Origin of the sequence: Faecalibacterium longum, from assembly GCF_040094125.1 — a bacterium.
Lineage (GTDB): Bacteria > Bacillota > Clostridia > Oscillospirales > Ruminococcaceae > Faecalibacterium > Faecalibacterium longum.
Window position 1 is genome coordinate 1 of record NZ_JBBNIH010000129.1, and the last position, 12,909, is coordinate 12,909.

Genomic DNA, 12,909 nt, shown 5'->3' on the forward strand with positions numbered 1-12,909 from the left:
TTGCATCTGAGCGATGGTGCAGTGGACGTATTAAGAAATGGAAGATTCAATGCAGACGGAGAGGTTTCGCCCACGGCAGCGTCGAAGCCAGACAGAAAAATGATAAATACCAAAAATTACCATATGACAAGTCGAAACATTTTCTGACGAAGAGACATGGATTTTCCCCCTTCGACAGGGCGAATCGGTTACAATAGCCGCAGACGCGGCATTGGGATCGGCCGCGCGCGGAGAGGAGGGAAAACGAGAGAAAAAAGGAGGGACACAGGATGGATGTGCGCACACGCACCGAAGAGATCGAGCGGCTGACGCTGGCCCCGTGGGCGACGTTCAGCGATGCAAGCCGGGGCAGGCAGAGGCCGGAGGAACAGGACCCCATCCGCCCTGTGTTCCAGCGGGACCGTGACCGGGTGCTCCACTGCAAGGCGTTCCGGCGGCTCAAGCAGAAAACGCAGGTCTTCCTCTCGCCGGAGGGCGACCTCTACCGCACCCGCCTGACCCACACGCTGGAAGTCTCCCAGATCGCCCGCACCATCGCCCGGGCGCTGCGGCTCAATGAGGACCTGACCGAGGCCATCAGCCTCGCCCACGACCTTGGCCACACTCCCTTCGGCCACGCCGGAGAGCGGGCGCTGGATAAGCTCACGCCCGGCGGCTTCAAGCACTATATGCAGAGCCTGCGGGTGGTGGACAAGCTCGAGAAGGACGGGCAGGGCCTCAACCTGACCTGGGAGGTGCGCAACGGCATCGTCACTCACACAAAAGGCATTTGGGCCGCGACGCCCGAGGGCCGCATCGTGCGGATGGCCGACCAGATCGCCTACGTCAACCACGACATCGAGGACGCCGTCCGGGCCGGTGTGCTGGACCCGGCCACCCTGCCGAAGGACTGCACTGCCGTGCTGGGCCAGACGAAGTCCGCTCGCATCACCACCATGATAAACAGCATCCTCGCCCACAGCGATGGGGATGTGGGGGTCGGCGCGGAGGAGAATGAAGCCTTCCTCGCCCTGCGGGACTTCATGTATGCCACCGTGTATGTGGACAAGACCGCTAAGGCCGAGGAGCAGAAGGTGGACAAGGTCATCGGGGAGCTGTACGAGTATTATCTGGCCCATGTGGACCAGATGTCCAACTTCTACGTCCAGCTGGCCTATCAGGACAACCCCGAGCGGGCCGTCACCGACTATATCAGCGGCATGAGCGACGAATTTGCCATCCGGACCTTTGAGGACGTCTTTGTGCCGCGCAAGTGGCACGTTTTGTAAAAAGGAGCGCCGAACATCTTTATGATCCCACACGAATATATTGAAGAGCTGACCCGCCGCACCGACATCGTGGAGCTGGTGGGCGGCTATGTCCAGCTCAAGCGGAAGGGCCGGCTCTACGGCGGTCTGTGTCCCTTCCACAGCGAGAAGACCCCCTCGTTCTACGTCTATCCGGACACCCAGAGCTTCTATTGCTTTGGCTGCGGTGCAGGCGGCGATGCAGTGACCTTTACCAAAAAGATAAACAGCATCGACTACGTGGAGGCCGTCAAGCTGCTGGCCCAGCGGGCCGGTATGCCCGAGCCCACCGAGGACGACAAGACGGGCCGTCTGCGCAGCCGCATCCTCACCATGAACAAGGACGCGGCCCGCTTCTTCCACGCCTGCCTCAACTCCACCGTGGAGGAGGCCCGGCAGGCCCGTGCCTACTGGCGTCGGCGAGGCCTCGACGACAAGACCATCAACCGCTTCGGGCTGGGCTACGCCCCCGACGACGGGCAGGCGCTCTACCAGCATCTCCGGGACAAGGGCTACAACCAGCAGGAGCTGGACGCCAGCGGCCTGTTCAAGCGCAGCCAGTCGGGCCGCATCTACTGCCTGTTCTGGCGGCGGGTCATGACCCCCATCTTCGATCTGCGGGGCAACATCATCGCCTTCGGTGGCCGTGTGCTGGACGACTCCAAGCCCAAGTACGTCAACAGCCCCGAAACGCTGGTCTACCACAAGTCGGACACGGTGTTCGCGCTCCAAATCGCAAAGCGGAGCGCTTCCCATCGGTACGTCCTCTGCGAGGGCTACATGGATGTCATCTCTATGCATCAGGCGGGCATCGACACCGCTGTCTGCGCCTGCGGCACGGCCCTGACGCCCGACCAGGTCAAGCTCATCAGCCAGTATGCCGATGAGGTCATCCTCAGCTACGACTCCGACGAGGCGGGCCAGAAAGCCACCCTCCGCTCGCTGGAACTGTTCCGTAACAGCCCGGTGCGGGTGGGCGTGCTGCAGATCCCGGGCGCGAAAGACCCGGACGAGTACATCAAGAAATACGGTGCCGACCGCTTCAAAGCCCTGCTGGACGGCGTGGGCAATGCGCTGGACTTCCGGCTGGGCCGTCTGCGCAGTCAGTACGACCTCAAACAGGATGCTCAGCGTCTCGAGTACGTCAAGGAAGCGGTGGAGATGCTGGCGCAGCGCTCCAACCCCACCGAGCAGGAGGTCTACGCCGGGCGTCTGGCCGAGGAGACGAACATCTCCAAGACTGCCATCATGGCCCAGCTGGCCGACGCCGTGAAGAAAGCGGGCAGCAGGCGCCGCCGGGAGCAGAACCGCGCCCGCCTGAAAGAGGGCGAAATGGACCGGATCAAAGTCCCCTACGGCGCAGGCCGGGGCGCACTGGGCATGGCCAGCGCAGAGCAGCGGCTTCTTGCCGCCATGCTGCGGGAGCCGGGCTATATCGATAAGGTGAGCGCCCAGCTCAGGCCGGAACAGTTTTTGCAGCCCCAGCAGAAGGAGCTGTACGAAGCCATGCTCCGCTGCAAGGAGCAGGGGGTGGAGGTGAGCCTCGCCACCCTGCGGGCCTTTGTCAGCGAGGAAGCTCTGAATGAATTGAGCCGTCTTGCGGCACAATACAGCGATGTGAACTGTACGCCGGAGGACATCAAGCTCTATCTGGAACGCATTGCCCGGGGGACTCCCGTGGCCAGCCGCGCCGCCAGTATGTCAACCAACGATATTGAACAGTATCTCCAGTCGATGCGGGAACAAAAGCAGGGAACTGCTGACGCAGAAGATTCGGTCTGATCTCTCCACCGGCTGGGGCCGGAAGGAGAAGCACAGATGCAGAAAATGTCACAGACGGAAGAAATGGCGAAGATGCTGGCGGGACGCGCCCGCCGCCATGTCCTGACGCCCGAGCAGGTGAGTCGTGCCATGGAAGAGCAGGACTTCGACCCGGCGGGGCTGGACGAACTGTATGCCGCACTGGAGATGCGGGGCGTGCAGGTGGCCGAGGAAGAGACAGAGCTGCCGCTTCTGGACGAAGAGCAGATCGGAAAGCTCGAGCATGAGCTGTCTGCCGAAGGCGTGGCGCTGGACGACCCGGTGAAGACCTATCTGAAAGAGATCGGCCGGGTACCGCTGCTCTCGGCGGAAGAGGAAGCCGCCCTTGCCCGTGCTGCGCAGGCAGGGGACGAGGACGCCCGCCGCCGTCTCAGCGAAGCGAACCTCCGCCTCGTCGTCTCGGTGGCAAAGCGGTATGCCGGGCGGGGCCTGCCCTTCCTCGATTTGATCCAGGAAGGCAACCTCGGCCTGATGAAGGCGGCGGAGAAGTTCGAGCCGGACCGGGGCTTCAAGTTCTCGACCTACGCCACCTGGTGGATACGCCAGTCCATCACCCGGGCCATCGCCGACCAGGGCCGCACCATCCGCATCCCGGTGCATCTGGTGGAGAGCATCAACCGGGTGAAGAAGACGGCAGGAGAGCTGCTGCGCCGCACAGGCCGGGAGCCCACCGCCGAGGAGATCGCCGCCCAGCTGGACATGGAGCCCGCCCGGGTGCGGGAGCTGATACAGCTGGCTCAGGACCCCATCAGCCTCGAGACGCCGGTGGGGGAGGAAGAGGACGCCCACCTCGAGGACTTCATCCAGGACGATGAGGCAGGCGTCCCCGCCGACGAGGCCGGGCGGCAGCTGCTCCGCCGGGAGCTGATGAATGTGCTCAAGAGCCTGACGCCCCGGGAAGAGCGGGTCATCGCCCTCCGCTTCGGTTTGGAGGATGGCCGCGCCCGGACGCTGGAAGAGCTGGGCCGGGAGTTCAACGTCACCCGGGAGCGGGTGCGCCAGATAGAGGCCAAAGCCCTGCGCAAGCTCCGCCACCCCAGCCGGGCCAAGCGCCTGCGGGATTATCTGGATGAATAAACTGCATTGCAAGAGTAAATGGTGACAAAATGCACAAGGGTGTTTTTGTCTGGAACGTAAAAAACAAAAAAATCAACCCCAAAATCACGCAAAGCATACACGTTTCCGGGTGTCCGATAAAAGAGGGCGTCCGGGAATTTTTTTGCATCAAAACGGAAAAATGGCTTGACAACAGGGGTTTTAGGGTGTATACTGCATTAGTATCACATAATGGCCTAGTGCGCCAAAAAGGGAGTTTGCGCAGCATGAGCGGAACGGGTTCCACCGAAAAGTTTGTGCAAAACGCCGGACTTCTGCGCGCGGTGCAGGCCGAATTATGTGTGTCTGCTCAAATTCGACCTGCATTTTGCAACATCCGTAGAGTATAAAAGTAAGGAGTGGTTGATTTTATGATGAAAGTCAAGCCCGTCAAGCTCGGCAAGACCGAGCGCATGAGCTTCTCCCACATCGACGAAGTCATCAGTATGCCGAACCTCATCGAGGTCCAGAAGAACTCTTATCAGTGGTTCCTGGACGAGGGCCTGAAAGAGGTCTTCCACGACATCGGCACCATTGAGGACTACACCGGCAATCTGGCACTGAGCTTCGTGGACTTCCGTCTCGATAAAGAGCCCAAGTACAGCATCAAAGAGTGCAAAGAGCGCGACGTGACCTATGCAGCACCCCTGCGCGTCACCGCCCGTCTGCTGAACAAGGAGACCGGCGAGGTGAAGGACCAGGAGATCTTCATGGGCGACTTCCCCCTGATGACCGACGCCGGCACCTTTGTCATCAACGGTGCAGAGCGCGCCATCGTCAGCCAGCTGGTCCGTTCTCCTGGCGTATTCTACGGCCATGATCACGATAAGGTGGGCAATGACCTGTACAGCGCCACCATGAACCCCAACCGCGGCGCCTGGCTGGAGTACGAGACCGACGCTTCCAACGTGTTCTATGTCCGTATCGATAAGAACCGCAAGCTGCCCGTCACCGTGCTCTGCCGCGCACTGGGCCTGTCTTCCAACGAGGACATCCTGAACTACTTCGGCGAGGATGAGCGCATCCTTGCTACTCTGGAAAAGGATACCACCAAGAACACCGAGGAAGGCCTGCTGGAAGTCTACCGCAAGCTGCGCCCCGGTGAGCCTCCCACGGTGGAGTCCGCTACCAGCCAGCTCAATATGCTCTTCTTCGACCCCCGCCGCTACGATCTGTCCCGGTTCGGTCGTTATAAGATGAACAAGAAGCTGTCTCTGGCGCGCCGCATCACCGGCTACATCGCCGCCGAGAACGTCGTCGCTCCTCTGACCGGCGAACTGCTCATCGAGAAGGATGCCAAGATCACCCGTCAGCTGGCTGAGGCCGCTGACAACGCCGGCGTCAACATCGTCGTGCTGAACGTCGAGGGCAAGAAGGTCAAGGTCATCACCAATGGCTGTGTTGACGCTCAGGGCTTCTTCTCCTTCGATGTCAAGGAGTGCGGCATCAACGAGCGTTGCTCCTTTGAGGAGATCAAGAAGATCCTCGACACCACTTCGGACGTGGAAGAGCAGAAGGAGCTGCTGCGCCGCAACCACGACCAGCTCATCGGCCGCACCGTCACCGTGACCGACATCCTGTCTTCCATCAACTATCTGAACGGCCTGGGCCACGGCATCGGCACCACCGATGACATCGACCATCTGGGCAACCGCCGCATCCGCAGCGTCGGTGAGCTGCTGCAGAACCAGTTCCGCATCGGCTTCTCCCGCATGGAGCGCGTCATCCGTGAGCGCATGACCCTGCAGAGCCAGGACCAGAGCGTCATCACTCCGCAGGCTCTCATCAATATCCGCCCTGTGGTCGCCGCCATCAAGGAGTTCTTCGGTTCTTCTCCGCTGTCTCAGTTCATGGACCAGAACAATCCTCTGGCTGAGCTGACCCACAAGCGCCGTCTGTCTGCTCTGGGCCCCGGCGGTCTGAGCCGTGACCGCGCAGGCTTCGAAGTCCGCGACGTCCACTACAGCCACTATGGCCGTATGTGCCCCATCGAGACTCCTGAAGGCCCCAACATCGGTCTGATCTCCTATCTGGCATCCTACGCCAAGATCAATGAGTACGGCTTCGTTGAGGCTCCTTACCGCAAGGTCAAGAAGACCTACGACGAGAAGGGCCGCCTCATCGACCAGGTCGTCACCGACGAGGTCGAGTATATGACCGCTGACGTCGAGGACGAGTACGTCGTTGCTCAGGCCAACGAGCCTCTGGACGAGACCAAGCACTTCAAGCGCGCCCGCGTTTCTGCCCGCCGCCGCGACGACATTCTGGAGATCGACGCCGAGAAGGTCGATTATATGGACGTCTCGCCCCGCATGATGGTCTCTGTCGCTACCGCCTGCATCCCTTTCCTGGAGAACGATGACTGTAACCGTGCTCTGATGGGCTCCAACATGCAGCGTCAGGCAGTGCCTCTGATGGTCACCCAGCAGCCCATCGTTGCTACCGGTATGGAGTACAAGGCTGCTACCGACTCCGGCACCGCTGTTCTGGCAAAGAACGACGGTATCGTTGAGAAGGTGGACGCTGACCATGTCGAGGTGCGCAACGCTCAGGGCACCGTGGACAACTATTCTCTGGTCAAGTTTGCCCGCTCCAACGCAGGCACCTGCATCAACCAGCGCCCCATCGTCGAGGTGGGCGAGAACGTCAAGGCCGGTCAGGTGCTGGCCGACGGCCCCGCAATGCGCAACGGCGAGATCTCTCTGGGCAAGAACGCCCTCATCGGCTTCATGACCTGGGAGGGCTACAACTACGAGGACGCCGTCCTGCTGAACGAGAAGATCGTCCGTGAGGACGTTTACACCTCTATCCACATTGAGGAATATGAGACCGAGTCCCGCGACACCAAGCTGGGACCCGAAGAGATCACCCGCGACATCCCCAACGTCTCTGAGGATGCTCTGAAGGACCTGGACGAGCGCGGCATCATCCGCATTGGCGCCGAGGTCAAGAGCGGTGATATTCTGGTCGGCAAGGTCACCCCGAAGGGCGAGACCGAGCTGACCGCTGAGGAGCGCCTGCTCCGTGCCATCTTCGGCGAGAAGGCCCGCGAGGTGCGTGACACCTCTCTGCGTGTGCCTCACGGCGAGTACGGCATCATCGTGGACGTCAAGGTCTTCACCCCGGAGAACAGCGACGAGCTGCAGCCCGGTGTGCGCGAGGTCGTCCGCTGCTACATCGCTCAGAAGCGCAAGATCAGCGTCGGCGATAAGATGGCAGGCCGTCACGGCAACAAGGGTGTCGTTTCCCGCATCCTGCCGCAGGAGGATATGCCCTACCTGCCCGACGGCACTCCGCTGGACATTGTGCTGAACCCCCTGGGCGTTCCTTCCCGTATGAACATCGGTCAGGTGCTGGAAGTCAACCTGGGCTACGCTGCCAAGGCCTGCGGCATCAAGGTCATGACCCCCGTCTTCGACTCCGCCCGCGAGGCTGACATCGGCGATACCTTCGATACCGCCCGCGAGATGTGGCACGGCGAGAATGCTCCTGCATATCCCACCAAGCTCCCCAAGCTGATGGGCGAGAAGGGCCACATCATCGACTTCTCCAAGATCGAGCTGGACCGCGACGGCAAGACCACCGTTTACGATGGCCGTACCGGTGAGAAGTTCGATAACCGCGTTACCGTCGGTTATATGTACTACCTCAAGCTGCATCACCTCGTTGATGATAAGATCCATGCCCGTTCCACCGGCCCCTACTCTCTGGTCACCCAGCAGCCTCTGGGCGGCAAGGCCCAGTTCGGCGGCCAGCGCTTCGGCGAGATGGAGGTCTGGGCTCTGGAAGCTTACGGTGCTGCTTACACCCTGCAGGAGATCCTGACCGTCAAGTCCGATGACGTCGAGGGCCGTGTCAAGACCTACGAGGCCATCGTCAAGGGCGAGCCCATCCCGCAGCCGGGCATCCCCGAGTCCTTCCGCGTCATGCTCAAGGAACTGCAGTCTCTGGGTCTGGACGTCGTGGTCCAGGACAAGGAAGGCAACGAGATCGACATGCGCCAGAACTTCGACGACGAAGAGACCGGCTTCGATATGCGTGATGTTGCCGGCACCGAGACTGTCGCCAACGAGAACGAGCTGCTGAACGATTACACCATCAAGGACGCCGATGCTGGTTTCGATGATCCCTCCGTGCTGGAGGATGACAACTCTGCCGCTGCAGAGTCCGCTTCTGACGAAGTGAACATCGACGAATAATAAGGCCCCTTTGAGAAAGCTGTGTTTCCCTGCGCGGTGCGCGTGCTGCCGCCGCAGGGCAGGGGAGGGCAGCGGGTCTTCCAACGTCAACTGTTATCATCGAGACTATAAAGATTAAGAAAGGGTTCGTTTCATGGAAAACAACGTCTTCGATTCGATCAAAATCGGCCTTGCCTCTCCTGACCAGATCCGCAACTGGAGCTATGGCGAGGTGAAGAAGCCTGAGACCATCAACTACCGCACCCTGAAGCCGGAGCGCGACGGTCTGTACTGCGAGCGCATTTTTGGACCTACCAAGGACTGGGAGTGCCACTGCGGCAAGTATAAGCGCATCCGTTATAAGGGCAAGATCTGCGACCGCTGCGGCGTCGAGGTGACCAAGGCCAAGGTCCGCCGTGAGCGTATGGGCCACATCGAGCTGGCCGCTCCTGTGAGCCACATCTGGTACTTCAAGGGTATCCCCAGCCGCATCGGCCTGATGCTGGACATCAGCCCCCGCCTGCTGGAGAAGGTCCTCTACTTTGCAAGCTATATCGTCACCGACCCCGGTCTGACCCCGCTGGAAAAGAAGCAGTTGCTGACCGAGAAAGAGTACCGCGAGATGCGCGAGCGCTACGGCGACGAGTTCGAGGCTGCTATGGGTGCTGAGGCCGTTCAGGACCTGCTGAAGGAGATCGACCTCGACCAGCTCAGCGCTGAGCTGACTGCCGAGGTGGAGAAGTCCTCCGGCCAGAAGAAGGTGCGTATCCTGAAGCGTCTGGAAGTCGTCGAGGCTTTCCGCGTTTCCGGCAACCGCCCCGAGTGGATGGTCATGGACGTGCTGCCCGTGCTGCCGCCTGACCTGCGCCCCATGGTCCAGCTGGACGGCGGCCGCTTCGCCACCTCCGACCTGAATGACCTGTACCGCCGCGTCATCAACCGCAACAACCGTCTGCGCCGCCTGCTGGAGCTGGGCGCTCCTGACATCATCGTGCGCAACGAGAAGCGTATGCTGCAGGAAGCAGTTGACAGCCTCATCGATAATGGCCGCCGCGGCCGTCCCGTCACCGGCCCCAACAACCGCGCACTGAAGAGCCTTTCCGATCTGCTGAAGGGCAAGCAGGGCCGCTTCCGTCAGAACCTGCTGGGCAAGCGTGTTGACTACTCTGGCCGTTCCGTTATCGTCGTCGGCCCTGAGCTGAAGATGGACCAGTGCGGTCTGCCCAAGGAGATGGCTCTGGAGCTGTTCAAGCCCTTCGTCATGAAGGATCTGGTCGAGAAGGGTGTTGCCAACAACATCAAGTCTGCCCGCAAGATGGTCGAGCGCGCAAAGCCCGAGGTCTGGGACAGCCTTGAGACTGTCATCAAGGGCCACCCCGTCCTGCTGAACCGCGCACCTACCCTGCACCGTCTGGGCATCCAGGCATTCAACCCCGTGCTGGTCGAGGGCCGTGCCATCAAGCTGCACCCCCTGGCCTGTACCGCATTCAACGCCGACTTCGACGGCGACCAGATGGCAGTCCATCTGCCCCTGGGCGAGGATGCCTGCCGCGAGGCCAAGATGCTGATGCTGGCTTCCGGCAACCTGCTGAAGCCCTCTGACGGCGCACCTGTCACCGTTCCTACGCAGGATATGATCCTGGGCAGCTACTACCTGACCACCGTTCGTGAGAACGAAGAGGGCGCAGGCAAGGTGTTCCGCGATGAGAACGAGGCTCTGATGGCTTACGCTGAGCACATCGTCACCCTGCACGCACCCATCAAGGTGCGCCGCACCATGGTCATCGACGGCGTGGAGCGCACCGGTCTGGTGGACGCCACCGTCGGCCGCATCATCTTCAACAACCCCGTGCCTCAGAATCTGGGCTATATCGACCGCACCGACCCTGAGCACTGGCTGGAGTACGAGGTCAGCTTCCGCGTGACCAAGAAGACCCTGCCCGACATCATCTCCCGCTGCATGACCCGCAACGGCAGCCGCAAGTGTGCAAAGATGCTGGACGCCATCAAGGCACAGGGCTACAAGTACTCTACGCTGTCCGCTATCTCCGTCGCTGTCTGTGACGCTGTCATCCCGCCCCAGAAGGACGAGCTGATCGCCGACGCCGACAAGCAGGTCTCTCAGGTCAGCAAGCTGTTCAACCGCGGCCTGATCTCCGAGAACGAGCGCTACTCCCAGACCATCAACATCTGGCAGGCTACCACCGATAAGGTCTCCAAGGCTCTGGCGGCAAACCTGCCCGAGGACAACGAGATCTTCATGATGGCAGACTCCGGTGCTCGTGGTTCTATGAACCAGATCAAGCAGCTGGCCGGTATGCGCGGCCTGCTGGCAAACACTGCCGGTAAGACCATCGAGATGCCCATTCGTGCGAACTACCGCGAAGGTCTGAATATCCTGGAATACTTCGTTTCCGCTCGTGGCGCTCGTAAGGGTCTGGCCGATACCGCTCTGCGTACCGCTGACTCCGGCTACCTGACCCGTCGAATGGTCGATGTCTCTCAGGAAGTCATCGTCCGCGAGATCGACTGCGGCACCACCGACGGCCTGTGGGTCTCCGAGATCCACGAGGGCAAGGAGAAGATCGAGAGCTTCCGTGAGCGTATCATCGGCCGTTATGCCGTGGGCGATGTCCTCGACCCCGTCACCGGCAAGGTTATCGTTCCCGAAGGCAAGATGATCGACCTCTACGATGCAAACGACATCGAGGCCGCAGGCATCACCAAGCTGAAGATCCGCAGCCTGCTGACCTGCCGCGCCAAGATCGGCGTCTGCGCACACTGCTACGGCAGCGATATGGCAAACGGTGAGCCCGTCCAGCTGGGCGAGTCCATCGGCGTCATCGCTGCAGAGTCCATCGGCGAGCCCGGTACTCAGCTGACCATGCGTACCTTCCATACCGGCGGTATCGCATCTGCTGAAGATATTACTCAGGGTCTTCCCCGTGTCGAGGAGCTGTTCGAGAGCCGCCGTCCCAAGAGCATGGCCATCATGAGCGAGATCTCCGGTGTCGTCTCTCACGACGATACCAAGAAGAACGTCGTCGTCAAGGTCACTGGCAAGGACGAGAACGGCGCTGAGGTCGTCAAGAGCTACTCCATCCCGTTCACCCAGCACGCACGCGTGATGCCGGGCGACCGCGTGGAGAAGGGCGACATCATCACCCGTGAAGGCGTCCTGTATCCTCAGGACATCCTGGCCATCAAGGGTCTGAGCGATGTTCAGAACTACCTCATCAGCGAGGTCCAGAAGGTCTACCGTCTGCAGGGCGTTGAGATCAACGATAAGCATATCGAGGTCATCGTCCGTCAGATGTGCCGCAAGGTCCGTGTGACCGACTCCGGTTCTTCCGACCTCATCGGCGGTGCTCTGGCAAACCGTCTGGAAGTCGAGAACATCAACGCCGAGCTGCAGAAGCGCATCGACGCCGGTGAGCAGGGCATCAAGCTGGTCGAGTATCAGCAGGTGCTGCTGGGCATCACCAAGGCTGCTCTGGCAAACGAGTCCTTCCTGTCTGCCGCCTCCTTCCAGGAGACCACCCGCGTGCTGACCGAGGCCGCCATCAAGGGCAAGGTCGATCCGCTGGCCGGTCTGAAGGAGAACGTCATCATCGGTAAGCTCATCCCCGCAGGTACCGGTCTCCCGGAGGTGCGTGAGGACCTGAAGCGCCGTGAGGAAGAGCGCGACGCCGAGGTCGCCGCTGAGCTGGCAGCTGCCGCACGGCAGTAAGCTTCCCGTCACAGTTCTCTTAGAGTAAATATGAGAGCCGCTTTTGTGGAGAGTATCCGTGAAGGCGGCTCTTTTTATGGAAGCAGGAACGAAAGGCTCTCCCTTTGGAAGAGGCTTGAGAGAACGATTTTTTGCCCTAAAGGACAGCAAAAAACCTTTCGGCGAATAAAACAAAAAAATATTGGAAAAACTGTTGACATTCCTGATGAAAACGGGTATTATATAACTGTTGCGCGTCCCACACAGGGATAGTGCGGCAAAAAAGTCGGAAAACATCCGATGTTCATCATTAAGAAAGGAGAAAACCAATGCCTACTTTTAACCAGCTTGTACGCAAAGGCCGTCAGGTCCTGGCTACGAAGAGCACTGCTCCCGCACTGCTGAAGACTTACAACTCTCAGAAGAAACAGTATTCTGATCTGAACAGCCCCCAGAAGCGCGGTGTCTGCACTGCAGTCCGTACCATGACCCCCAAGAAGCCTAACTCTGCTCTGCGTAAGGTCGCCCGTGTCCGCCTCACGAATGGTATCGAGGTCACCTCTTACATTCCCGGTATCGGCCATAACCTGCAGGAGCACTCCGTCGTGCTGATCCGTGGTGGTCGTGTTAAGGACCTCCCCGGTGTGCGTTACCACATCATCCGTGGTACTCTGGATACCCAGGGTGTTGCAGGCCGTAATCAGGCCCGCTCCAAGTACGGCGCAAAGCGTCCTAAGGCCGGTGCTGCAAAGAAGTAATTGAGGAACGAACCGCCATAAACGGCTTTCCATTATATAAATAACAAGTCCGCAGAAACGTG

Annotated in this window: 6 protein-coding genes; all 6 read left to right on the forward strand. The window is 60.3% G+C overall.

Features of this window, described 5'->3' with window-relative positions; genetic code table 11:
• Positions 1-269 precede the first annotated feature (269 nt).
• The gene (locus tag AAAU26_RS06485; protein ID WP_227619084.1) at positions 270-1,268 is read left to right on the forward strand and encodes a deoxyguanosinetriphosphate triphosphohydrolase; all 999 of its coding nucleotides are present in this window, start codon (positions 270-272) and stop codon (positions 1,266-1,268) included.
• Between the two features lie 21 nt (positions 1,269-1,289).
• Positions 1,290-3,068, forward strand: a complete 1,779-nt coding sequence (gene dnaG / locus AAAU26_RS06490) for a DNA primase (protein ID WP_227619085.1) — start codon at positions 1,290-1,292, stop codon at positions 3,066-3,068.
• Positions 3,069-3,104: 36 nt separating this feature from the next.
• Positions 3,105-4,184, forward strand: coding sequence for an RNA polymerase sigma factor RpoD (gene rpoD, locus AAAU26_RS06495; protein ID WP_158397028.1), 1,080 nt, complete (start codon positions 3,105-3,107; stop codon positions 4,182-4,184).
• 389 nt (positions 4,185-4,573) lie between these two features.
• On the forward strand, positions 4,574-8,401 hold the full coding sequence (rpoB, locus tag AAAU26_RS06500) for a DNA-directed RNA polymerase subunit beta (protein ID WP_227619086.1): 3,828 nt from the start codon (positions 4,574-4,576) through the stop codon (positions 8,399-8,401).
• 133 nt (positions 8,402-8,534) lie between these two features.
• Positions 8,535-12,110 (forward strand): DNA-directed RNA polymerase subunit beta', encoded by a 3,576-nt coding sequence (rpoC, locus tag AAAU26_RS06505; RefSeq protein ID WP_149794319.1) that lies wholly within the window; start codon positions 8,535-8,537, stop codon positions 12,108-12,110.
• Between the two features lie 308 nt (positions 12,111-12,418).
• Positions 12,419-12,847: a 30S ribosomal protein S12 gene (gene rpsL / locus AAAU26_RS06510; RefSeq protein ID WP_015564943.1), complete on the forward strand. Its 429-nt coding sequence runs from the start codon at positions 12,419-12,421 to the stop codon at positions 12,845-12,847.
• The last annotated feature ends 62 nt before the right edge of the window (positions 12,848-12,909 follow it).

Coding starts and splice junctions, on each gene's coding strand:
- AAAU26_RS06485 (WP_227619084.1), top strand. CDS start 270: ATGGATGTGCGCACACGCACCGAAGAGATCGAGCGGCTGACGCTGGCC.
- rpsL (WP_015564943.1), top strand. CDS start 12,419: ATGCCTACTTTTAACCAGCTTGTACGCAAAGGCCGTCAGGTCCTGGCT.
- rpoC (WP_149794319.1), top strand. CDS start 8,535: ATGGAAAACAACGTCTTCGATTCGATCAAAATCGGCCTTGCCTCTCCT.
- rpoD (WP_158397028.1), top strand. CDS start 3,105: ATGCAGAAAATGTCACAGACGGAAGAAATGGCGAAGATGCTGGCGGGA.
- rpoB (WP_227619086.1), top strand. CDS start 4,574: ATGATGAAAGTCAAGCCCGTCAAGCTCGGCAAGACCGAGCGCATGAGC.
- dnaG (WP_227619085.1), top strand. CDS start 1,290: ATGATCCCACACGAATATATTGAAGAGCTGACCCGCCGCACCGACATC.